We start from the raw sequence: 22345 nt of genomic DNA, 5'->3' as shown, positions 1-22345 counted from the left end.
CTATATGTGAACCTCTGGTCCTGGCGGTTCCATCAGGATGCGGCGAGCTTGCGCGCGGCGGCAATCGCGGTGCGGGCGCCGGTGCGAAGCTGTGCCGTTTCGGCGCCGGCGATGACCAGATCGAGACCGAGTTTCAAATATTGTCCGGCGCGTTCACCATCGCTGCCGAAGGCGCATAACAACTTGCCATGGGCGCGGCAACGCGCGAGCGCATGGCCCATCGCCTGATCGATCGCGGCGCTGTCAGGGGCAAGCCGCGCGCCGTTGGATAGTGCGATGGAGAGATCGGACGGGCCAACGAAAATACCGTCTATACCGTCAACGGTGAGAATTTCGTCGATGGCGTCGAGCGCCATGCGAGTCTCGACCATGGCGATCGTGACGGTCAGGCTGTTGCCGCGCTGCAGATAATCGTCAGGCGCAATGCCGAAATGGTTGAGGGCGAGCGACGGGCCCCAGCTCCGTTCGCCGAGCGGTGGATATTTCGTCGCCTTGACGAGGGCGCGGGCGTCGTCGCCGGAATTGATCATCGGCGCGATGATACCGGAAGCACCGGCATCCAGAAGTCGCGAGGCGGAAGCGAAATCGCCGACCGGGATGCGCCCGATCGCCGGTTTGCCGGCGAGCCGCACCTGAGCGATACCATTGGCGGCGGACGCCATGTCCCACATACCATGCTGCATATCGAGTACCACGGCGTCGAAATCTTCCTGCGACAGATGATTGACGAGCAACGGATCGGGCGTGCCGATCCAGGCAGAAATCATACCGCCATTTTCCCGGCGCTTCAGGCGCCCGGCGAAACCGTCAATATCAATCGTCATGGTGATTTTCCTCGATAATTACCACGCCCGCAACGAGCGAGACACTTCCCTCCGAGACCTCCTTCGACAACACAAACAAGGCCCTCATCCCCACCGACAATACTCAATTCCAGCGCCTCGGCTACCCCGAAAATACAACCGGCGCCACATGCCGTACGGCGATTCAAAACCGTAGACGGCACCCAATCATCAATTTCGTAAAGAAAACTCACCAAAAGATATTGCGCGGAAAGGGTTGGCGATGAAAACTCGCCGAAAATTGCGCGGAAAGACCTTGACGGATTATTCGATCGGCATAATTTGTTCCTAAAATTGACGAATTGGTGACAATGGATATATCAACCTCTATTCCCCATACCCGGCAGATCACATCGCGCGCGGTCTTGCGCGCCATTTTCGAAACCGCCCCCGTATCCCGTGCCGAACTGGCGCGACTGACCGGGCTCTCGAAACAGAGCATGTCCGAGATCGTGCGCGATCTGGAGGCGGAGGGTTGGCTGCGTGTCACTGGCCGCACCCAAGGCTCAGTCGGGCGGAGTGCGGTGACTTATGAGCTGGAACCGCGCAAGGCCTTCGTCTTCGGCGCCGATGTCGGCGGTACCAAGATCCATGCGGCGCTGGCCGGCCTTACGGGCGGCATCATCGAAGAGGCCATCGAGAGCACGGATGCGCGCGGCGGCGAACATGTCATCGAGCAGATTGCCCGCATGCATGAAGCGCTGCTGCAAAAATCCGGCATTGCCGCGAAATCCGTGGCAATGGGCGCGATCGGCATTCCCGGCGCCATCCATCCGAAAACCCGGCAGCTAGCGATGGTGCCGAATATTCCCGGCCTGACGGAACTGGCCCTTGAGGATAGTCTCCGCGACAGGCTGGGGCACGACATCTTCATCGATAACGATGTCAACCTGGGCGCCCTTGGCGAGCAATGGCGCGGCGATGGCCGCAGCATCGACAATTTCGTCTTCGTGGCACTCGGCACTGGTATCGGCATGGGGATTATCAACGAAGGCCGCCTCATCCGTGGCGCGCGCGGAGCAGCCGGCGAGATCTCCACATTGCCGATCGGCGCCGACCCCTTCGATTCCCGCAGTTTTGCGGCAGGCGCGCTGGAATCGTCGATCGGCAGCATCGCCATCCGTGGCCGTTATGAAGCGCTCGGCGGCATGCCAGGCCTCAGCGTGCGCGATATGTTCGAGCGCAAGGATGACCCGGTCGCCGCCATCGTGATCGACGAAGTGGCGCGGCTCGTCGCCACATCTGTTGTTGCCATTGCCGCCGTCGTCGACCCAGAAAGGGTGATTTTCGGCGGCAGCGTCGGGGCCAGGCCCGAGCTGGTCGAGCGGATCATCTTCTATCTGTCGCGCTGCGTGCCGGTGCCACTCTCCTGCACCATCAGCCCGCTTGGCAGCAAAGCCGGCCTGATCGGCGCCATTGCCGCAGCACTTGACCGGTTTCGCGCGACGCTGTTCGAAATTCCTGGACGCGGAGAGCACGGCAAGGCTTCCATGACGGAAAAAACACCTTAAAACGATGGAGAGGCCGCGCGCGATCGCGGAAGTATATAAGACAGACAGAGGACGTTGAGAGACATGCAGCAGCGGGATTTTTTCAAGCCGGGCCGTTCGGTCGCCGTTTCCGACAGGGGTATGGCTGCAACCTCACATCCGCTAGCAACCCTGGCTGCCGTCGACATCCTGCGCGCGGGCGGCAGTGCCGTTGACGCAGCGGTTGCCGCGGTCGCACTGCAATGCGTCATCGACCCGCACATGACCGGCATCGGCGGCGACTGCTTCGCCCTCCATAGTGCAGCCGGTGGCACGCCAATCGCGCTCAATGGCTCCGGCCGCGCGCCACAAAAGGCAAAGCTCGACTATTTCCTCGAAAAAGGCTTCACCGCCATTCCCGACGACAGCCCACACGCGGTCACCATTCCCGGCGCCATCGATGCATGGTGCCGGCTGATCGGCTCTTACGGCCGCTTCGACATGGGCCGCGTACTCGCCCCGGCGATCGCGGCCGCAGAAGAAGGCTATTGCATCACGCCGCGCGTTGAACTCGACTGGCACCGCTATAGCAGCCGCGTCGAAAAACATGCGGCTTCAGCAAGCTATTTCCTGCCCCACGGCCGTGCGCCACGAACCGGCGAACGCATAACCAATCCGGCGCTGGCCGCGACGTTGAAAGCTGTCGCAAGGGACGGCCGCGACGCCTTCTATCGTGGCGCGGTGGCCGACGAGATCACCCAGGTTCTGCAATCGCTCGGCGGCCTGCATGAGGAAAGCGATTTCGCCGACTACAAGGCATTCGAGACCACACCGATCTCCGGCAAATTCCGCGGCCGCGACCTCATCGAATGCCCTCCGAACGGCCAGGGCTTGGCGGCCCTGTTGATCACCCGCATCCTCGACGGTTTTGATCTGCGCGATCCCAAGCTCTCGGAGGCTGATCGTATTCATCTACATGCCGAAGCCACCAAGGCCGGCTACGCCATGCGCGACCAGCTGATCAGCGATCCGGACTATCTGACCTTCGACATCGACGAGCTACTGTCCGACCGCTCGATCGCCGCCATGCGCGCGAAGATCAGCCTCGAACGCGCCGCAGACGCCTCTGTCTGGGATGGACCGACGCACAGGGACACGGTCTACATCTCCGTCGTCGATCGAGACGGCAATGCGATCTCGCTGATCAACTCGGTCTTCATGCCCTTCGGCAGCGGCATCTACGCGCCGCGCTCCGGCGTGCTGCTGCAGAACCGTGGCGCGGGCTTCGTCGTCAAACAAGGGCATCCAAATGCCATCGGCCCCGGCAAACTACCCTTCCACACCATCATCCCGGCGATGCTGATGGAGAACGGCAAGGTACGCATGAGCTTCGGCGTCATGGGCGGGCAATATCAGGCGGCCGGCCATGCCCATATGCTGACGCAGATCCTCGACCGCGATCTCGATCCACAACAGGCGAGCGACCAGCCGCGCAGCTTCTGCTTCGGCGGGAAGTTGTCGCTGGAGCCAACGATTTCGGAAGAGACAAAGCGGGATCTCGAACGGCGCGGCCATATCGCCGAATGGGCGGACGAGCCGATCGGCGGCGCGCAGGCGATCATGATCGATCACGAACGCGGCGTCCTGCTCGGCGCCTCCGACCATCGCAAGGACGGCATCGCTCTCGGCTATTGAGTTTGGTGGGAGATATCACGGCAATTTTTGTGCTGAGCTTGCGGCTGATTGGAAGCGTACGCCAGCAACGTGGCTGTAGTCCCGCACGAAACACTTTCAGATATAGTGAATTGCCCAGCCTAGGCTCTCTTATTGCCTGATAATATCGGGCCTGCCACTTGCCTGGCTCGAGGTCGAGCAACAAACGAATCGCCTCTCTACAGTAGAGTCATCTCCCTCGTCATTGCGGCGACGAAGCAGATAACTCTGAGCCTCCCCCAAAAGGCTTGAATCACCTTGGTCCTATACCGGACAAAAGTCCATCTCTGCGATCAAATTAAATCAAATTCGGCAAATAAATCTACAAAACATGACCGCCGGCAAGAACTTTTACTTCGGGATATTCATAAAAAACTTCAGAAATTTCTCTCTAAGTTGCGTTATTTCCTAGCATATGGCGATTTATGACCGTGATCTCGCTGGGCATTTGGGACCGGCGAGCCAAGCCCAATATCGCGCCGTCCGAGAATTTCACATTAGCGGCGACGTCTGTCAGATAACACTTCTTATGTGCGATATCGTGCGGAGACTCCACGCCAGCTTGCACATTTTTTTCGATAAACATAAATCGAACACTATCAGAGACTAGGATTGTTTGATCGTCCGCAGACTTTATTGGCGCGGTCGACTGGGAGACCCGATTGCTCTTGCCCTTACGAGGAGAGAGCATGTTCCCACCTAAAAAATCAGATGTCCGCAACAAGATTTTGATGTCCCTGTCCGACCGGGACTTCGATCATATTGCGCCCCATCTTGAGAGCATCGATCTTCCAAAGCGTTTTTTAATAACAACTCCCGATAAGATCGGCGACTATATCTATTTTCTAGAATCGGGGATCGGATCGGTCGTCGTGGGCTATCCGGGAGGAAAGAGCGCCGAGATAGGTATCTTCGGCCGTGAGGGCTTTTCCCCCACCGTTGCCCTCCAGGGGGCGGACTCAGCCCCCTTCTCAATATTCATGCAGGTTGCTGGCGCTGGATATCGCATCGCAAATGCGCACATTCTGGCAGCAGCAAGCAATAGTCTTGAGCTGCGCAATCTGCTTTTGCGATACGTCCAGGCTGCGTCAATTCAAACGGCCTATACCGCCTTCTCGAACGCGACGGATCATATCGAGCAGCGCTTGGCGCGTTGGCTTCTGATGTGCCACGATCGCACCGACGGCGACAAGATTGACCTTACCCATGACTTCCTTGGCGTCATGCTTGCCATCCGCCGACAAAGCGTCACGACGACCCTGCATGTTCTTGAGGGGAAGCATCTCATCGTCTCTCAGCGAGGCTTCGTCGCAATCAGAGATCGCGCCGGCCTGGAGGCCCTTACAGGAAGCTCCTATGGGGTGCCGGAACGTGAGTATCGAAGGCTGATCAGCCAGACCATTTGAATGGGCCATTTGAATGGAGGCGGAAAGTGATTTCGCTTCGCGCCCTTTCCGTCCGGAACGCTCCCCTCTCCGATAAATTCGGGCACTCATAGTCTGCAGGTGGATCATTTGATCACGGTCAGCACTCCCGAGGGAAAATCTACCGACGCATTGACGGCATCTCGGGTCAGCTTTATATTATGACCATAATAGTCATATAGGTGACCCATGAGAGAAATTCAGCTAAAAGACGCGAAGGCAACTCTTTCCGCCGTCGTCGATGACGCTCTCGACGGCAATGCGGCTGTCATCACCCGTCATGGCGAACGCACCGCTGTCATCATTTCCTATGACGAATATCAAAAGCTGAAGCAGGTTCCGTCGTTCGGCTGGCTGATCACCAATGCACCGCTGGAAGACGACCACCTACCTGTACGCAAGCCAGGTCGATTGCTGCGCGATGACGACATTTGATGTATCTTCTCGATACGAACATCATTTCCGCGACATCGCCTCTGCGCGCGCAAGATTTGCTGTCTCAAGCAACCAGGGCATGGGTCGCGGCCCATGCCGATCAGTTTTTCCTATCCACAGTAACCGTCGCTGAAATCGAAACCGGGATCGCAAAAGCCCATCGGACGGGCGCTAGCAAAAAAGCCAGCCTACTGGGCGAATGGCTCGAACTCACCGTTCATCTCTATGGCGAACGCATCCTATCATTCGACACGGCGACGGCACGCATTGCCGGTCGACTATTTGACCAAGCGGTGGGGCGTGGTGGCGATCCGGGGTTCGAAGATGCAGCCATTGCCGCAACGGCATTGCGACATGATTGCACCGTTCTCACCCGGAACCTGAGGCACTTCCGGCTGATGGATGTCCGCTCTCTCGATCCCTTCGCCAATCCGCCGGAGCTATAAGCGCCTCAGATAATCCCGCCGCTACCACCAACGGAAGCCGGCCGCTCGCTCGCAACCTTCTTCCGATAGCCGCTTGCTCGATAGGCCGCGACCGGATCGATAGCACCGCCGGTGCGGCGACGGGCTTCGGCGAGGATCGGCTCGACATCGGCGCGATAGGCCCGCTTCAATGTCTCCGACGCCATCAGGGCGTCGTTGGCATCCTGATATCCCGACAATGCCTTGCGGTCGACGATCAGCGCCTGCGCGTAGGCGCGGCGAATTTCGTTGGCGCTGGAGATCAGGCTTTCGATCGGATCAGTGACGTTGTGGGACTGGTCGATCATATGCGCCGGATTGAAGTCGTTGACGCCGCGCTGCTCCGCATCGATCAGTTCGTTGAAGACAAGGAACAGGCGATAGGGTTCGATCGCGCCGGCGTCGAGATCGTCGTCGCCATATTTGGAATCGTTGAAGTGGAAGCCGCCGAGCTTGCCGAACTGGATCAGGCGGGCGACGATCATTTCGATATTGGTGTTCGGCGCGTGATGGCCGAGATCGACGAGGCACTGGGCTTTGGGCCCAAGCGTCTGCGCGATCAGGTAGTTGGTGCCCCAGTCCTGCACGACGCTGGAATAGAAGGCCGGCTCGTACATCTTGTGTTCGGAAAACAGCCGCCAGTCGTCCGGTAGCGCCTTGTAGATGTCCGCCATGGCGGCGAGATAGCGCTCGAACGCCCTAGTGAAATTGCTCTGGCCGGGGAAATTCGAGCCGTCGCCGACCCAAACGGTCAGCGCCTTGGAGCCGATGGCCTTACCGATCTCGATGCATTCGAGATTGTGCTCGACGGCCTGGGCGCGGGTGGCCGCGTCGACATGGCTGAGCGAGCCGTATTTGTAGGAATGTGCCTGGCCGGGGGCATCTGAGAAAGTATTGGAATTCATGGCATCGAAGCCGAGGCCGAGCGCATCGCCCTTTGCCCTCAGTTCCCTGGCATCCGCCTTGTCCCAGGGTATATGCAGCGAAACCGTCGGTGTCGCCCGCGTCAACTGGTTGATGACGGCGCAGTCGTCGAGCTTGTCGAAGATACCACGCGGCTCGCCGGTGCCCGGAAAGCGGGCAAAGCGTGTGCCGCCCGTCCCGACGCCCCAGGAAGGAATGGCGACGAAAAATTCGGAGACCTTCTTCGTGATATTCTCGATATCGACGCCGCGACGGGCGAGCGTCGCGCCCAGTGCCTCATAATCGGATGTCAGCGCGGCGGCGCGCTTGTCATTTTCAGCGGCGACCAGATCCGGCGCAATTCTAAACTCAGCCATTCTTTCCTCCCAGACATGTCATTCGAAATATTACGGCGTTTCGATCATCCCATTTCCTCTTCTCCCCAGCGGGGAGAAGATGCCCAACGGGCAGATGAGGGGGCGAGGAGCGCAGCGACGAATATCTTGAGCGTAAGCGAAAGATAGATCTATATTTGCTGCGACACCCCTCATCCGACCCTTCGGGCCACCTTCTCCCCGCTGGGGAGAAGGGAGAGTGCATTCGTTACCGCGTGAAGCTCTGCGCGTTGCCGGCGTCGACGTTAATGATATTGCCGGTCGACTTGGCGGAAAGGTCCGAAGCCAGGAAATAGATCGCCTCGGCAATATCCTCCGGGAAGACATTGAGCTTCAGCATCGAGCGCTTGCGGTAATGCTCCTCCAGATCGTCCACCTCGATCTTCGATGAGGCGGCGCGCTGTTCGCGCCATTCGCCGTTCCAGATCTTCGAGCCGCGCAGAACCGCATCGGGATTGACCGTGTTGACGCGAATGCCCGCATCCGCGCCCTCGAGCGCCAGGCAGCGCGCCAGATGGATCTCGGCGGCCTTGGCCGTGCAGTAAGCGGCAGCATTCGGGGATGAAGCCAGACCATTCTTCGACGCAACGAAGACGACATTGCCGCCGATGTTCTGGCGGCGGAACAGCCGGAAGGCCTCGCGCGAGACGAGGAAATAGCCGGTGGCGAGAATGTCGATATTGCGGTTCCACATCGACAGCTCCGTGCTTTCGATCGGCGCGGAGGAGGCAATGCCGGCATTGGACACGAGGATATCGATGCCGCCGAACTCGACGCAGGCTTCCGCGAAGGAGGAGATGACCCCCTCTTCCTTGGTCACATCAAGCTTGACGCTGCGCACCGCATCGGCGCCGTATTTCTTGGCGAAATCCGCCTGGGTGTTCTCAAGCGCCGCCTGATCGATATCCGCCAGCACGACGCAGGCGCCCTCGTCCACCAGACGCGCCGCCGTGGCGCGTCCGATTCCGCCGGCGCCGCCGGTGACGAAGGCAACGCGACCGGCAAGGCTCTTCGGCTTCGGCATGCGCTGCAGCTTTGCCTCTTCCAGCAGCCAATATTCGATATCGAAAGCTTCCTGCTCCGGCAGGCCCTGATACTCGGACACAGTGGAAGCGCCGCGCATGACGTTGATGGCGTTGACGTAAAACTCGCCGGCAATCCGGGCCGTTGCCTTGTCGCGGGCAAAGGACAGCAGGCCGACACCCGGCACCAGGAAGATCACCGGATTGGGATCGCGCATGGCGGGCGAATTGTCATGTTTGCAGTCGTTATAGTAACGCGCGTAATCGGCGCGATAGTCTTCCAGCGCCTTGTCGAGACCGGCGATTACCGCATCGGCATCCGGCTTAGCCGGATCGAAATCGACGATCAGCGGACGGATCTTGGTGCGCAGAAAATGGTCAGGGCAGCTGGTGCCGAGCGCGCCGAGCGGGCGCAGATTCTTCGAATTGACGAATTCGAGTACGGCATCCTGATCGTCGAAATGGCCGAGCTTGCGTTCGGTCTTGCCGATGCGGCCGCGAATTTCCGGCATCAGCTTTGCGGCGATCGCGCGACGCTCGGCTTGCGGCAGGCTCTGGACTACAGTGCCACCGAAAATCGTCTTGCCTTCGGTCTTTGCCGCAAACCATTGAATGGCCTTGTTGATGATCGCGAGCGTCAGCTCGTAGCAATCCTTGGCATCGTTGGCCCAGGTGAAGAGGCCGTGGCTTTCGAGCACGACGCCCTTGGAATTCGGATGCGCCTTGACGAAGGCTGCGAGATCGAGGCCGAGCTGGAAGCCGGGGCGGCGCCAGGGAAGCCAGCCGATATCGTCGCCGAAGATTTCGCGGGTCAGTTCGCGGGAATTCTTGGCGGCAGCGATCGCGATGATCGCGTCGGGATGCATGTGATCGACATGGGTAAACGGCACGAAACCATGCAGAGGGGTATCGATGGAAGCGGCGCGGGCATTGAGGTTGTAGGTGCAATGCGGCAGGAAGCCGACCATGCGGTCCTCGTCGGCAACACCCTTGTAGATACCCTTGAGGCTGTCGAGCTTGTCCTGATAGAGTGTGGCGAAGCCGTCGAGCTTGATGGTGCCGACATCGCCGCCGGAGCCTTTGACCCAGAGGATCTTGACCTTCTCGCCGGTCAGCGGATCGGTTTCCATGACCTTGGCCGACGTGTTGCCGCCACCGTAATTGGTGATACGCTTGTCGGCGCCCAGCAGATTGGAGCGGTAGAGCAACTTGCCCGGCTCGTCGAGCTTGGCCGCGTAGGCGTCATCCCAACGATTGTCCAGAAGTCGAACTTCAGCCGTCATGTCATCCTCCCATGGAATCATCATTTGCGAGCGCACCAGAACCACGGCGCCGCCCCGTTACGATCAGGATATCGCTCACAGAGAGTCGTTTTGTCAATCGAAAACGATCATATTTGATAATGTTGCGATGCAATATGAATGTTTATGATCGTTTATGATTGACACTCTGCCATATTTACGGAATAACCGCCAACAAGGAGGAACCGATGCACGAACGCGAACGCCATCGCATCATTTTGAGCGCCGTACAGGAAAAACCTGTGGTGACGATTCAGGATATTTCTGAATTGACCGAGGCCTCTGAAGCGACGATCCGCCGTGATATCGCGGCCCTGCATGTGCAGGGAAAGATCCGGCGCGTGCGCGGCGGAGCCGAATCCATCCATCCCCCACAGCTCGGCAATCTGGCCGGCCGCCCCTTCCGCGTTTCGGAAGGCGTCAATATCGATAAGAAACGCGCAATTGCGCGCAAAGCCGCCGAATTATGCAATCCGGGCGACGCCATCATCATCAATGGCGGCACGACGACATTCCAGCTCGTGCACTATATCTCTGCCTTCCGGCTGCAGGTGATGACCAATTCCTTTGCGATCGCCGAACATCTGGTCAAGCACTCGAAAAATACGGTCACGGTTCCGGGCGGCGCGATCTATCGCGAGCAAAGCCTGATCCTGTCGCCCTTCGACAACGACACGACGCGGAATTTCTACGCCCGACGCATGTTCATCGGCGCGCAGGGCGTCGGCCCGCTCGGCATCATGGAGGCGGACGCGCTGCTGATCCAGAGCGAGCAGAAGCTGATGCGCCAGGCCGACGAGATGATCGTCATGGTCGATTCCAGCAAGTTCAAGCAGCGCTCCAGCCTGATCCTGTGCCCGCTCGAACAGGTAACAACCATCATCACCGACGACGGCATTTCGGCGGAGACCGTAAGGATGATCGAGGATGCGGGCGTGTCCCTGATCATAACAAGTGTTTCGGCACGGGCCGAAGAGGAGGATTCCCCATCAGTCGCGTGAGGTGCGCGTCTATGGCGGAGTGAGCATAGACTATCAACTTGGGAGGAAGAGACATGAATATTGCAAAGAAACTGGCGGTTGGCGTAGCGCTCGCCGCGGCACTGATGGCCGGCACGGCAAGCGCGAAGGATATCAAGATCGGCCTCGTGGTGAAGTCGCTCGGCAACGGCTTCTTCGAAGCGGCCAACAAGGGCGCACAGGAAGCCGCCAAGGAACTCGGCGGCGTCCAGGTGATCTACACCGGCCCGACCTCGACGACGGCCGAAGGTCAGATCGAAGTCATCAATTCGCTGATCGCGCAGGGCGTCGACGCCATCGCCATCTCCGCCAACGATCCGGATGCTGTCGTCCCTGCCCTCAAGAAGGCAACGCAGCGCGGCATCAAGGTTATCTCCTGGGACTCCGGCGTGGCAAAGGCCGGCCGCATCCTGCAGCTCAACCCATCTTCGAATGCACTGATCGGCAAGATGTGCCTGACGCTTGCCAAGGATCATCTTGACGGCGGCAAGGGCGATTTCGCCATCCTCTCGGCCACCACTACATCGACCAACCAGAACATCTGGATCGGCGAGATGAAGAAGCAGCTGAAGGACTTCCCGGGCCTCAACCTCGTCACCACCGTCTATGGCGACGACCTCTCGGACAAGAGCTATCGCGAAGCCCAGGGCCTCCTGACCTCGCATCCGGAAGTCAAGGTCATCGTCGCTCCGACAACCGTCGGCGTGCTTGCCGCTTCGCAGGCCGTCAAGGATGCCGGCAAGATCGGCAAGGTCTACGTGACCGGTCTCGGCCTGCCGTCCGAAATGGCCGGCGCCATCAAGTCGGGCGCCACGAAGGAATTCGCGATCTGGAACCCGATCGACCTCGGCTATTCGGCAACGCAGATCGCTTATCGCCTCGTCAAGGGTGAGACCACCGGCAAGCCAGGCAGCGAAATCAATGCCGGCCGCATGGGCAAGATCAAGGTCGGCGAAGACAGCGAAGCCGCCATGGCCGATCCCTTCGTCTACAACGCTACGAATATCGATCAGTTCTCCAAGGTTTTCTGATCGAAGCCTCGTTCGCAATGCTCCGGCGGCCTCGGCCGCCGGACTTGGTTTCACCCTATCCGGTACATTGCTGATGACCACAGTCCTTCAACGACCCGCCACAGGTACGCCAATGGTGGACAGTACAGCCATTCTGGAAATGCGCCGCATTTCGCAGATCTTTCCCGGCGTGAAGGCGCTCGACGGCGTCAGCATCTCGCTTTATCCCGGCAAGGTCACCGCGCTCATCGGCGAAAACGGCGCCGGCAAGTCGACGCTCGTCAAGATTCTCACCGGCATCTACCGTCCGAACGAGGGCGAAGTCCTCGTCGACGGCAAGCCGACCACGTTTCATAACGCCCAGGCCGCCATCGACGCCGGCGTCACCGCCATTCACCAGGAAACCGTGCTCTTCGATGAGCTGACGGTTGCCGAAAACATCTTTCTCGGCCACGCGCCGCGCACGAAATTCCGCACCATCGACTGGAAGGTGATGAACAGCCGCGCAAGGCAGCTACTGGAATCGCTCGAGAGCACCATCGATCCGTCGATCCGTCTGAAGGACCTCTCCATCGCGCAGCGCCATCTCGTGGCGATCGCCCGCGCGCTGTCGATCGAGGCCCGCATCGTCATCATGGACGAGCCGACCGCAGCCCTCTCCCGCAAGGAAATCGACGATCTCTTCCGCATCGTCGGCAACCTGAAGGCCCAGGGCAAGGCCATCCTCTTCATCAGCCACAAGTTCGATGAGGTTTATGAGATAGCAGACAACTTCGTCGTCTTCCGTGACGGCCGTGCTGTCGGCCATGGCCGGCTGAAGGAAACGCCGCAGGACGAGATCGTCCGCATGATGGTCGGCCGTGACGTCAAGGATGCCTTCCCGAAGGTGCCCGTCACGATCGGCGACACCGTGCTCGAAGTCGCGAATTATTGCCACCGCACCGAATTCCGCGACATTTCCTTCAAGCTCCGTCGCGGCGAGATTCTGGGCGTCTACGGCCTGATCGGCGCCGGCCGCTCTGAGCTCTGTCAGTCCCTTTTCGGCATCACCCGGCCGCTTTCCGGCAAGCTGACACTGAACGGCGAGGACATCCGCATTCATTCGCCGCAGGACGCCATCCGCGCCGGCATTGTCTATGTGCCGGAGGAGCGCGGCCGTCACGGCCTGGCGCTGCCGATGCCGATCTATCAGAACATGTCGCTACCCTCGCTCGGGCGCACCTCGCGCAAGGGCTTCCTGAAGGCTGCCGATGAGTTCGCGCTGGCCCGCAAATATGCCGAGCGCTTGGATCTGCGCGCCGCCGCCCTGTCTGTGCCGGTCGGCACGCTGTCGGGCGGCAACCAGCAGAAAGTCGTCATCGGCAAATGGCTGGCGACGCAGCCGAAGATCATCATCCTCGACGAGCCGACCAAGGGCATCGACATCGGCTCAAAGGCCGCCGTTCATGGCTTCATCAGTGAACTGGCGGCCGAAGGCCTCAGCATCATCATGATCTCCTCCGAACTCCCCGAGATTCTCGGCATGTCGGACCGGGTTCTGGTGATGAAGGAGGGGCTATCGGCCGGTCTGTTCGACCGCGACGGGCTGACACCGGAAACGCTGGTGCGCGCCGCCACGGGCAATGCATAGGGAGGGTTGGATGCCACGCATCCTCAAAAGACGCGAAACGCTGCTCTTTGCCATCATCATCGTGATGATCGCCGGCTTTTCGACGCGCGCGGCCGGCTTTGCCGAGCCCGGCAATCTCGCCAATATCTTCAACGACACGTCGATCCTGATCATCCTGGCGCTCGCGCAGATGACTGTCATTCTGACGAAATCGATCGATCTGTCCGTCGCCGCCAATCTCGCCTTCACCGGCATGGCCGTCGCCATGCTGAATGCCGGCTATCCCGACCTGCCGCTGATCGTTCTCGTGATCACCGCCATCGTCATGGGCGCAGCGCTCGGCGCCATCAACGGCTATCTCGTCTGGGCGCTGGAAATTCCGCCGATCGTCGTGACCCTCGGCACGCTCACCATCTACCGCGGCATGGCCTTCGTGCTGTCCGGTGGCGCCTGGGTCAATGCCCATCAATTCACGCCGGAATTCCTCAGCGTACCGCGCACGCCGTTGCTCGGCCTGCCTGTGCTTGCCTGGATCGGCATTGCCATCGTGCTGATGATGTATTTCGTGCTGCGCTATACGCGGTTCGGTCGCTCGGCCTATGCCAGCGGCGGCAATCCGGTCGCCGCCGTCTATGCCGGCATCGATGTCGGTTGGACGCGCTTCCTCGCCTTCGTATTGTCGGGTGCGCTGGCTGGCCTCTGCGGCTATCTCTGGGTGTCGCGCTATGCCGTCGCCTATGTCGACATTGCCAATGGCTTCGAGCTCGATAGCGTCGCCGCCTGCGTCATCGGCGGCATCTCGATTGCCGGCGGCGTCGGTTCGGTCGCCGGTACCGTGCTTGGCGCGCTCTTCCTCGGCGTCATCAAGAACGCACTTCCCGTCATCGGCATTTCGCCGTTCACGCAGATGGCAATCTCCGGCACGGTCATCATCCTCGCCGTGGTCTTCAACGCCCGACGTGAACGCAATCGCGGCCGCATCATCCTTCGGGATCAGGCGGCGAAGGAAGCCTCGATCAAGGAGGTCGCCGCATGAGTATCGTCTCTGACGCAACAACAGAGAAGCGCAACATTCCCGACCGTCTCGGCACACCGTTCAAGCGGATCCTGGCAAGCTGGGAAGTGCTGCTCTTCGGTGTCGCCATCGCGATCTTCGTCTTCAATTCGCTGGCGTCACCCTACTTCCTCGACCCGTATAACCTCTCGGATGCGACCTTCAACTTCACTGAGAAGGCAATGATCGCCTTCGCCATGGCGCTGCTGGTCATTGCGGGCGAAATCGATCTTTCGGTTGCCGCCATCATCGCGCTTGCCTCGACCGCCATGGGCGCTGCCGCACAGGCCGGTGTCGATACGGTCGGCCTCGTTGCGATCGGCCTCGGGGTCGGGCTTCTCTGCGGCCTCTTCAACGGCTTCCTCGTCTCCGGGCTGAAACTGCCCTCGATCGTCGTCACCATCGGCACGATGAGCTTGTTTCGCGGCATCTCCTATATTGTCCTCGGCGACCAGGCCTACGGGAATTATCCCGACAGCTTCGCCTATTTCGGGCAGGGCTATGTCGTCTGGGTCTTCTCCTTCGAATTCGTTCTCTTCATCGTGCTGGCGATCGTCTTCGCGATCCTGCTGCATGCGACGAATTTCGGCAGGCAGGTCTATACGATCGGCAATAATGACTTTGCCGCGCGCTTCTCCGGCATCCCGGTCGAGCGGGTCAAATTCATCCTCTTCCTGCTGACTGGCCTGATGAGCGGCATCGCCGCCGTGTGCCTCACCTCGCGCCTCGGTTCGACACGCCCGTCGATTGCGCTCGGCTGGGAGCTGGAAGTGGTGACCATGGTCGTGCTCGGCGGCGTTTCGATCCTCGGCGGCTCCGGCACGATCGGCGGCGTCGTCATCGCCGCCTTCGTCATGGGGCTGGTGACCTTCGGCCTCGGTCTTCTCAACGTGCCCGGCATCGTCATGTCGATCTTCATCGGCCTGCTTCTGATTATCACCATCGCCCTGCCGATCGTCGCAAAACGCATCAAGGCCATGAGCTCGAAATGACCGCATCTCTCGAACGTCACGCCTTCAAGATGAAGCTCAATCCCGGCATGGAGCTCGAATACAGGAAGCGCCATGACGAGATCTGGCCGGAATTGGTCGAGCTGCTGCATCAAGCCGGCGCCTGCGACTATTCCATCCATCTTGACCGCGAGACCAACACGCTATTCGGCGTCCTGACACGGCCTAGAGATCACACGATGGCGAGCCTTCCCGACCATCCCGTCATGAAAAAATGGTGGGCGCACATGGCCGATATCATGGCGACCAATCCCGACAATTCGCCGGTTCAGAGCGATCTAGTGACGGTCTTCCATCTGCCATGAGTGCTCGCCCAAGCTATCGCCGCATCGTCGTTCTCGACATCGGCAAAACCAATGCCAAGGTGGTGGTGCTCGACGCGCAAAGCGGCGCCGAGATCGCCGCTGTGCGAACCACCAATACGGTGCTGAAGACCGGTCCCTATCCGCACTATGACATCGAGCGGCTATGGGATTTCGTCATCGGGGCACTGAAGGGCTTTGCCACAACGCCGGGCTTCGACGCGATATCGATCACCACCCATGGTGCCTCGGCCGTGCTTCTCGCCGCCGACGGCAGCCTTGCCTTGCCTGTGCTCGACTATGAGCACGCTTATCCTGACGCCGTGCGGGAAGCCTACGCACACCTGCGCCCACCTTTCAGCGAGACCTTTTCGCCTGGGCTTTCGGGCGGGCTCAATGTCGGCGCGCAGATCCATTATCAGAAGAGTCAATTTCCTGACGATTTTGCCCGCGTCCGCGCCATCCTCACCTATCCGCAATATTGGGCCTTCCGGCTGACCGGCGTTGCCGCCAACGAAGTCACCTCGTTGGGTTGCCATACCGACCTTTGGAATCCGACGACCGGAGCCTATTCCGCGCTGGTGGACACACTCGGCATCCGCCCCCTGATGGCGCCGATCCGCTCCGCCTTTGACGCTCTCGGGCCAATCCTGCCCAGGATCGCCACGGAGATCGGCGTCGACGCGCCGGTTCCGGTCTATTGCGGCATCCACGATTCCAACGCCTCGCTGCTGCCGCATCTGGTGGAGAATGAGGCACCCTTTGCTGTCGTGTCGACCGGCACCTGGGTGATCAGCTTCGCCGTCGGCGGCGATCTCGAGCATCTTGACCCAACTCGCGATGCGCTCGCCAATATCGATGCCTATGGCCGCGCCGTCCCCTCCTCCCGCTTCATGGGCGGGCGGGAGTTCGAGATTCTCGCCGGCGAGATCGGGCAGGCGGATCCCGATGCTATAGAAGCTTCGCTCGAAACCGTGATCGGCAAGGGCATCATGCTGCTGCCAAACGTGGTCGAGGGATCCGGCCCCTTCCCCGATAAGAAAATGCGTTGGATCGGCGAGGTATCGGCAAGCCCGGCGGAACGGCTCGCCGCTGCAAGCCTCTATCTGGCACTGATGACGGAAGCCTGCCTCGGCCTGATCGGCGCCAAGGGTCCGATCTTCGTCGAAGGACCTTTCGCCCTCAACCGGGCCTATCTGGCCGCATTATCTTCGCTGACAGGATCCGATGTCGTCGCCCTGCCCGGCTCGACCGGAACCAGCCAGGGTGCCGCGCTGCTGACCGGCATCAGGCCAGCCGCCGCGACGGCGAGCCAGCCTATCCGGGCCGAGCTGCGGGGCCTGCAAGACTACCGCGAGGCTTGGCACACGGCGCTTGCCGACGTCTAAGGAAATGCTGCTCCCGCCCGCAACTGCTCCACGGCAAAATCGACAAAGGCACGCGTCTTCGCGGAGGCATGCCGGCCTTCGGGATGCACGACATGGATCGGCAGCGGCTCCTCCTCGAAATCCTCCAGAATGACACGCAGCCGGCCTTCGGCGGCCGGCTTTGCGATCTGATAGGACAGCGTGCGCGCGAGGCCCCAGCCGCTTGACGCCGCCGAAATCGAGGCTTCGACCGAGTTGCAGAACAAACGCGGGTGGAGAGCAGGAGAGAGCTTACCCTCGGGGCCAAAATGCCAGTCTAGCGGAGCGGACGATCCGGTGTTTGCAATGATCGTATGGCCTACGAGATCGGCGGGCGTCTCTGGCAGACCATGGCGCTCGAAGTAGGAGGGTGCGCCGCAGACGACGCGGCGCACGGTGCCGACCTTCACGGCGTTGTAGCTTGAATCCGGTAGATGGCCGATGCGGATGGCAACATCGATCCCCTCTTCCACCAGATTGACGATACGATCGAACAGCAGCACACGACCGGTGACCGCCGGATGCAAGGCCAAAAACGCGGTGACGATGGGCATGATGTAATATTGCCCGAACAGCACCGGCGCCGTGACCGTCAGCATGCCGGAGGGCGTCGCATAGGAGCCGCCGGCCGACGCCTCGGCCTCATCGATATCGCTGAGGATGCGACGACAGTCCTCGACATAGTGGCGGCCCTGCACGGTCAGCTTCACAGAACGCGTCGAACGCAAGAACAGCCGCGCGCCGGTCACTTCCTCCAGAAAGGCGATCGCGCGGGTTACGACCGGCGGGCTCATGTGCAACTGCCGCGCCGCAGCGGCGAAACTGCCGGCATCGGCCACTTTCACCAGCACTTTCATACATTGCAGCCTGTCCAACTGCGCCTCCTGCTACGATCGAGATTATTTCATATTATGGAATAGTTTCTTGCTTACTATCGCACTTCCGTTCTCAGGTGGGAACAATCATGTTTAGCTTGGGTCCACACCTTAATCCGGAGACTAAAACATGAAGCTCTATTTCCATCCGCTGTCTGGTCATGCTCACCGCGCCCGCCTGTTCCTCTCATTGATCGGTGTCGATGCCGATATCGTTGAGGTCGACCTTGCCAAGGGCGAACACAAGACCCCGGCGTTCCTGGCGCTCAATCCTTTCGGGCAGGTTCCAGTGCTGGATGACAACGGCGTCATTATCGCCGACTCCACCGCCATTCTGGTCTATCTCGCCAAAAAATACGCTGAAAAGGGCTGGCTCCCGGACGACACGGTTGGCGCTGCGGCCGTGCAGCGCTGGCTTTCGGTTGCTTCGGGCCAAATTGCCTACGGCCCTTGCGCCGCCCGCCTCGTCACCGTTTTCGGCGCCAAGTTCGATGCGGATGAGGTGATCGCTCGCGCCCATGCCATTCTGACGCTGATCGACGCGGAGCTTGCCAGCCGCCAATGGATCGCGGCCGATCATCCGACCATCGCCGACGTCGCGCTCTACAGCTACATCGCCCGCGCGCCGGAGGGCAATGTCGATCGCTTCCGGTATCACAACGTCACTGCCTGGCTTGCCCGCATCGAAGCCCTTCCGGGTTTCTACCCTTTCCAGAAGACCCCGATCGGCATTGCCGACGCGGCCTGAGAACCACCCCGGAAACGTTTAACCTAACTATGTTTGAAAGGTCAGATCATGTTCACCGCCGAAAATGACTCTCCCTGGCATGCCGGGGAAATAGCCCTGCAAAAGACGGTTGGGGTGGCGGAGCGAATGAGCGAGGTCGGCCAGCGGGTGCTGCGCGATCATCTGATCGACCAGCACCGCGACTTCTATCCGCAACTGCCCTTCATCGTACTTGGCAGCGTCGATGCTCAAGGCGATGCCTGGGCGACGCTGCGGGCCGCCCGTCCCGGCTTTCTGCATAGCCCCGATATCCATACCCTGAGCGTGGATCTTGCCCGTGATCCGACTGATCCCGCCGACTTGGGCATGGGGGATGGCGATGCTATCGGCATGCTCGGGATCGAGCTCCATACCCGCCGCCGCAACCGGCTGAACGGCGCGATCCGCCGGCATGGAGACCATGGCTTCGATGTTACGGTCGGGCAGGCCTACGGCAACTGCCCAAAGTATATTCAGTTGCGGGACTTCACCTTTATCCGCGATCCGTCCGAACAGACGGATCTGCCGGCGGTGCATCTGAGCGAACTCGACGCTAGGGCAAAACAGATCATCGCCGACGCCGACACCTTCTTCGTGGCCTCCTATGTGGATCGTGAAAACGGACACCGACAGGTGGACGTCTCACATCGCGGCGGCAGGGCTGGTTTTGTCCGCATCGGCGGCGACGGCGTGCTGATCATCCCGGATTTTGCCGGCAACCTGTTCTTCAACACACTCGGCAATATCACCCTCAACCCGAAGGCCGGGCTGGTTTTTGCGGATTTCGACAGCGGCGAACTGCTGCAACTCACCGGCGAGGCCGAGGTCATTCTGGATTCGCCGGAGATCGCGGTTTTTAAGGGCGCGGAGCGGCTGTGGCGCTTCATGCCGGGTAAGATCGTTCGCCGTCCTGACGCCTTACCGCTGCGGTGGAAATTCCGTGAGGACGGCTGGTCGCCCAGTTCGCTGACGACCGGCAGCTGGGACGCCACCCGTGGCGGCGCCGATTGCGGTCAAAAACGGCTCTAACCCGTAAAATCCTGGGGGCGTCATCTCAACCGAAATCAATGAAAACTCGTCAAAATTGTCTCGGCGACGGTTATTTTCTTGCGGAATCGTCCTAATATTCCTACAGAAACTACCCTTATGAGCGCTTTTGAGGTCAAAAATGTCCGAAAGCGCTCATCGGCCTCGATGTAACTTCCTGTCTCCATTTCAGGGCGCCTTGCGGCAGTTCGCGCGCCACGACAGGCCATTGCGGCGGGTTCAAAGGGCGCTGCCGCGCCCATCCGAGGAGAGAGAAAATGAGTCTGAAGACATTGACGGCTGCGACCTTCGTCGCCTCGCTGGCCTTTGCGCCGCTGGCCCATGCCGATATCACCATCGGCCTGATCGCGCCGCTGACTGGCCCCGTCGCCGCTTATGGCGATCAGGTCAAGAATGGCGCAGAGACCGCCATCGACGAAATCAACAAGAGCGGTGGCGTTCTCGGCCAGAAGCTCGTCCTGAAGCTCGGCGATGATGCCGGCGATCCGAAGCAAGGCGTCTCCGTTGCCAACGGTTTCGTCGGCGACAGCATTCGCTTCGTCGTTGGCCCGGTGACCTCGGGCGTCGCCATTCCGGTTTCGGATGCGCTTGCTGAAAACGGCATCCTGATGGTGACGCCGACCGCGACCGCACCTGACCTCACCAAGCGCGGCCTCACCAATGTCCTGCGCACCTGCGGCCGTGACGACCAGCAGGCAACTGTAGCCGCTGACTACGTGCTGAAGAACTTCAAGGACAAGAAGGTCGCCATCCTCAACGACAAGGGTGCCTACGGTAAGGGCCTAGCGGACGCCTTCAAGGCAACGCTCAATGCCGGCGGCGTCACCGAGGTGGTCAACGATTCCCTGACGCCCGGCGAAAAGGACTACAGCGCGCTGACAGCAAAGCTGAAGCAGGCCGGCGTCGATCTCATCTATTTCGGCGGCTACCATCCGGAAGGCGGCCTGCTCGCCCGTCAGCTGAAGGACATTTCCGTTAAGGCACAGATCATCGGCGGCGATGGCCTCTCGAATACTGAATATTGGGCAATCGGCAACGAAGCCGCCGCCGGCACGATCTTCACCAACGCCTCCGACGCGCTGAAGAACGCGGACTCCCAGGCAGCCGTCGCTGCCCTGAAAGCCCGCAATATTCCAGCGGAAGCCTTCACGCTCAACGCCTATGCCGCCGTGCAGGTGCTGAAAGCCGGCATCGAAAAGGCCGGTAAGGCCGACGACGCGGAAGCTGTTGGCGCCGCCCTGAAAACTGGCGAGCCGATCGACACTGCCATCGGCAAGGTCACCTACGGCGAAAGCGGCGACCTCACCTCGCAGAGCTTCTCGCTGTACAAGTGGGAAGCCGGCAAGATCGTTTCTGCCGAATAAGCCGCCGGATTCGAGTCTTGAATGTTTTGCCGGGCCATACGTGGCCCGGCATTTTTATGTTTTTCGATATTGTCGGCCCGCGTCAGCAAACGGTGCGGAAACGATCGACGCAGGTCGAGAGAACTTCCTCTCCTGGCCTTTTCCACCAGTTCGCTTCCGAGAAGATTTCCACTTCCTGTGCGCCGAGAAAGCCGGCTTTCTCGATGGCTGCGCGGATGCGCTTCAGGTCGATGACGCCGTCGCCCATCATGCCGCGATCGAGCAGAAGGTCCGTGGTCGGCACCAGCCAGTCGCATATGTGGTGGGCCAGAATTTGGCCGTTGGCGCCAGCACGGGCGATCTGCTCATAAAGCTTCGGATCCCACCAGACATGATAGACGTCGATGGCGACACCAACGCCCTCGCCCAAGAGGTCGCAAATGTCGAGCGCCTGCTCCAGCGTGTTAACGCAAGCGCGGTCGGCGGCGTACATCGGATGCAGCGGTTCGATTGCCAGCGGAATGCCGGCGCTGCGGGCATGCGGCAGGATTGTCGCGATACCATCCGCCACCATTTCACGAGCTTGGCCGATGTCTTTCGATTCCTTCGGCAAGCCGCCGACGACCAGCACGAGGCAATCGGCATTCAGCGCTGCCGCCTCGTCGATCGCCCGTCTGTTGTCGTCGATTGCCGCCTTCAAGCCCTCGGCATCGGCGGCTGGAAACATGCCGCCGCGGCAAAGGCCGGTCACCTGCAGCCGGTTGTCTGCCACGATCTTCGCCGCTTCGGAAAGGCCGATCTTGTGCACCTGATCGCGCCAAGGGGCAATCGCGACGATGTCCTGTTTCAGGCATGCCTCGACCGCCTGGCGCATGTCATATTGCTGGCGCACAGTCGCAAGATTGATGGAAAGGCCCGATATAGCCATTCTGATGA

The 22345-nt window shown here is 60.3% G+C and carries 20 protein-coding genes; 15 read left to right on the top strand and 5 right to left on the bottom strand.

What is annotated here, in order from left to right; genetic code table 11:
- Positions 1–32: 32 nt before the first annotated feature.
- Complete coding sequence (locus AB6803_RS23120; protein WP_371111086.1) at positions 33–824, bottom strand: HpcH/HpaI aldolase/citrate lyase family protein; 792 nt, start codon at positions 822–824, stop codon at positions 33–35.
- A 329-nt stretch (positions 825–1153) separates the two neighbouring features.
- Here AB6803_RS23120 and AB6803_RS23115 point away from each other — a divergent pair, with 329 nt between their 5' ends.
- From AB6803_RS23115 to AB6803_RS23095, 5 genes are all read left to right on the top strand, one after another.
- A complete protein-coding gene (locus AB6803_RS23115; protein ID WP_371111085.1) occupies positions 1154–2353 on the top strand; it encodes an ROK family protein in 1200 nt (399 codons plus the stop codon).
- 63 nt (positions 2354–2416) lie between these two features.
- Positions 2417–4006 carry a gamma-glutamyltransferase gene (gene ggt, locus AB6803_RS23110; RefSeq protein ID WP_371111084.1) on the top strand — a complete coding sequence of 530 codons (1590 nt, stop codon included), beginning with the start codon at positions 2417–2419 and terminating at the stop codon, positions 4004–4006.
- A 707-nt stretch (positions 4007–4713) separates the two neighbouring features.
- Positions 4714–5430: a Crp/Fnr family transcriptional regulator gene (locus AB6803_RS23105; RefSeq protein ID WP_371111083.1), complete on the top strand. Its 717-nt coding sequence runs from the start codon at positions 4714–4716 to the stop codon at positions 5428–5430.
- A 207-nt stretch (positions 5431–5637) separates the two neighbouring features.
- Positions 5638–5883 (top strand): type II toxin-antitoxin system Phd/YefM family antitoxin, encoded by a 246-nt coding sequence (locus tag AB6803_RS23100; RefSeq protein ID WP_371111082.1) that lies wholly within the window; start codon positions 5638–5640, stop codon positions 5881–5883.
- On the top strand, positions 5883–6329 hold the full coding sequence (locus tag AB6803_RS23095) for a type II toxin-antitoxin system VapC family toxin (protein ID WP_371111081.1): 447 nt from the start codon (positions 5883–5885) through the stop codon (positions 6327–6329). Before AB6803_RS23100 ends, AB6803_RS23095 begins: the two co-directional genes overlap by 1 nt.
- Positions 6330–6334: 5 nt before the next feature.
- Here the strand turns inward: AB6803_RS23095 and rhaI are convergent, their stop codons facing one another.
- On the bottom strand, positions 6335–7627 hold the full coding sequence (gene rhaI / locus AB6803_RS23090) for an L-rhamnose catabolism isomerase (RefSeq protein WP_371111080.1): 1293 nt from the start codon (positions 7625–7627) through the stop codon (positions 6335–6337).
- 226 nt (positions 7628–7853) lie between these two features.
- Complete coding sequence (locus AB6803_RS23085; RefSeq protein WP_371111079.1) at positions 7854–9950, bottom strand: bifunctional rhamnulose-1-phosphate aldolase/short-chain dehydrogenase; 2097 nt, start codon at positions 9948–9950, stop codon at positions 7854–7856.
- A gap of 206 nt (positions 9951–10156) precedes the next feature.
- Here AB6803_RS23085 and AB6803_RS23080 point away from each other — a divergent pair, with 206 nt between their 5' ends.
- The 7 genes from AB6803_RS23080 (at position 10157) to AB6803_RS23050 (ending at position 17360) form a co-directional block, all read left to right on the top strand.
- On the top strand, positions 10157–10969 hold the full coding sequence (locus tag AB6803_RS23080; RefSeq protein WP_371111078.1) for a DeoR/GlpR family DNA-binding transcription regulator: 813 nt from the start codon (positions 10157–10159) through the stop codon (positions 10967–10969).
- A gap of 53 nt (positions 10970–11022) precedes the next feature.
- The gene (gene rhaS, locus AB6803_RS23075) at positions 11023–12018 is read left to right on the top strand and encodes a rhamnose ABC transporter substrate-binding protein (RefSeq protein ID WP_371111077.1); all 996 of its coding nucleotides are present in this window, start codon (positions 11023–11025) and stop codon (positions 12016–12018) included.
- A gap of 73 nt (positions 12019–12091) precedes the next feature.
- Positions 12092–13627 (top strand): sugar ABC transporter ATP-binding protein, encoded by a 1536-nt coding sequence (locus AB6803_RS23070; protein WP_371111076.1) that lies wholly within the window; start codon positions 12092–12094, stop codon positions 13625–13627.
- A 10-nt stretch (positions 13628–13637) separates the two neighbouring features.
- Entirely contained in the window at positions 13638–14642 is a 1005-nt protein-coding gene (locus AB6803_RS23065; RefSeq protein WP_371111075.1) for an ABC transporter permease, read from the top strand.
- Positions 14639–15652 carry an ABC transporter permease gene (locus tag AB6803_RS23060; protein WP_371111074.1) on the top strand — a complete coding sequence of 338 codons (1014 nt, stop codon included), beginning with the start codon at positions 14639–14641 and terminating at the stop codon, positions 15650–15652. The genes AB6803_RS23065 and AB6803_RS23060 overlap by 4 nt, the downstream gene beginning before the upstream one ends.
- The gene (rhaM, locus tag AB6803_RS23055) at positions 15649–15975 is read left to right on the top strand and encodes an L-rhamnose mutarotase (RefSeq protein ID WP_371111073.1); all 327 of its coding nucleotides are present in this window, start codon (positions 15649–15651) and stop codon (positions 15973–15975) included. Before AB6803_RS23060 ends, rhaM begins: the two co-directional genes overlap by 4 nt.
- Positions 15972–17360, top strand: coding sequence for an FGGY-family carbohydrate kinase (locus AB6803_RS23050; protein ID WP_371111072.1), 1389 nt, complete (start codon positions 15972–15974; stop codon positions 17358–17360). The genes rhaM and AB6803_RS23050 overlap by 4 nt, the downstream gene beginning before the upstream one ends.
- Here AB6803_RS23050 and AB6803_RS23045 read toward each other — a convergent pair.
- Positions 17357–18253: a LysR substrate-binding domain-containing protein gene (locus AB6803_RS23045; RefSeq protein ID WP_371111071.1), complete on the bottom strand. Its 897-nt coding sequence runs from the start codon at positions 18251–18253 to the stop codon at positions 17357–17359. The genes AB6803_RS23050 and AB6803_RS23045 overlap by 4 nt on opposite strands.
- Positions 18254–18383: 130 nt before the next feature.
- Between AB6803_RS23045 and AB6803_RS23040 the strand changes: the two genes are divergently transcribed.
- The 3 genes from AB6803_RS23040 (at position 18384) to AB6803_RS23030 (ending at position 21430) form a co-directional block, all read left to right on the top strand.
- Positions 18384–19001 carry a glutathione S-transferase family protein gene (locus tag AB6803_RS23040; protein WP_371111070.1) on the top strand — a complete coding sequence of 206 codons (618 nt, stop codon included), beginning with the start codon at positions 18384–18386 and terminating at the stop codon, positions 18999–19001.
- A gap of 48 nt (positions 19002–19049) precedes the next feature.
- A complete protein-coding gene (locus AB6803_RS23035) occupies positions 19050–20048 on the top strand; it encodes a pyridoxamine 5'-phosphate oxidase family protein (protein WP_371111069.1) in 999 nt (332 codons plus the stop codon).
- A 275-nt stretch (positions 20049–20323) separates the two neighbouring features.
- On the top strand, positions 20324–21430 hold the full coding sequence (locus AB6803_RS23030; RefSeq protein ID WP_371111068.1) for a branched-chain amino acid ABC transporter substrate-binding protein: 1107 nt from the start codon (positions 20324–20326) through the stop codon (positions 21428–21430).
- 82 nt (positions 21431–21512) lie between these two features.
- Here the strand turns inward: AB6803_RS23030 and AB6803_RS23025 are convergent, their stop codons facing one another.
- On the bottom strand, positions 21513–22337 hold the full coding sequence (locus AB6803_RS23025) for a sugar phosphate isomerase/epimerase family protein (RefSeq protein ID WP_371111067.1): 825 nt from the start codon (positions 22335–22337) through the stop codon (positions 21513–21515).
- Between the last annotated feature and the right edge of the window lie 8 nt (positions 22338–22345).

It is taken from the genome of Rhizobium sp. RCC_161_2 (genome assembly GCF_041355235.1).
GTDB lineage: Bacteria > Pseudomonadota > Alphaproteobacteria > Rhizobiales > Rhizobiaceae > Rhizobium.
The sequence above is the reverse complement of the archived record's forward strand: the minus strand, read 5'-3'. Positions and strand labels throughout refer to the sequence as shown.

Coding starts and splice junctions, on each gene's coding strand:
- AB6803_RS23120 (WP_371111086.1), bottom strand. CDS start 824: ATGACGATTGATATTGACGGTTTCGCCGGGCGCCTGAAGCGCCGGGAA.
- AB6803_RS23115 (WP_371111085.1), top strand. CDS start 1,154: ATGGATATATCAACCTCTATTCCCCATACCCGGCAGATCACATCGCGC.
- ggt (WP_371111084.1), top strand. CDS start 2,417: ATGCAGCAGCGGGATTTTTTCAAGCCGGGCCGTTCGGTCGCCGTTTCC.
- AB6803_RS23105 (WP_371111083.1), top strand. CDS start 4,714: ATGTTCCCACCTAAAAAATCAGATGTCCGCAACAAGATTTTGATGTCC.
- AB6803_RS23100 (WP_371111082.1), top strand. CDS start 5,638: ATGAGAGAAATTCAGCTAAAAGACGCGAAGGCAACTCTTTCCGCCGTC.
- AB6803_RS23095 (WP_371111081.1), top strand. CDS start 5,883: ATGTATCTTCTCGATACGAACATCATTTCCGCGACATCGCCTCTGCGC.
- rhaI (WP_371111080.1), bottom strand. CDS start 7,627: ATGGCTGAGTTTAGAATTGCGCCGGATCTGGTCGCCGCTGAAAATGAC.
- AB6803_RS23085 (WP_371111079.1), bottom strand. CDS start 9,950: ATGACGGCTGAAGTTCGACTTCTGGACAATCGTTGGGATGACGCCTAC.
- AB6803_RS23080 (WP_371111078.1), top strand. CDS start 10,157: ATGCACGAACGCGAACGCCATCGCATCATTTTGAGCGCCGTACAGGAA.
- rhaS (WP_371111077.1), top strand. CDS start 11,023: ATGAATATTGCAAAGAAACTGGCGGTTGGCGTAGCGCTCGCCGCGGCA.
- AB6803_RS23070 (WP_371111076.1), top strand. CDS start 12,092: ATGACCACAGTCCTTCAACGACCCGCCACAGGTACGCCAATGGTGGAC.
- AB6803_RS23065 (WP_371111075.1), top strand. CDS start 13,638: ATGCCACGCATCCTCAAAAGACGCGAAACGCTGCTCTTTGCCATCATC.
- AB6803_RS23060 (WP_371111074.1), top strand. CDS start 14,639: ATGAGTATCGTCTCTGACGCAACAACAGAGAAGCGCAACATTCCCGAC.
- rhaM (WP_371111073.1), top strand. CDS start 15,649: ATGACCGCATCTCTCGAACGTCACGCCTTCAAGATGAAGCTCAATCCC.
- AB6803_RS23050 (WP_371111072.1), top strand. CDS start 15,972: ATGAGTGCTCGCCCAAGCTATCGCCGCATCGTCGTTCTCGACATCGGC.
- AB6803_RS23040 (WP_371111070.1), top strand. CDS start 18,384: ATGAAGCTCTATTTCCATCCGCTGTCTGGTCATGCTCACCGCGCCCGC.
- AB6803_RS23035 (WP_371111069.1), top strand. CDS start 19,050: ATGTTCACCGCCGAAAATGACTCTCCCTGGCATGCCGGGGAAATAGCC.
- AB6803_RS23030 (WP_371111068.1), top strand. CDS start 20,324: ATGAGTCTGAAGACATTGACGGCTGCGACCTTCGTCGCCTCGCTGGCC.
- AB6803_RS23025 (WP_371111067.1), bottom strand. CDS start 22,337: ATGGCTATATCGGGCCTTTCCATCAATCTTGCGACTGTGCGCCAGCAA.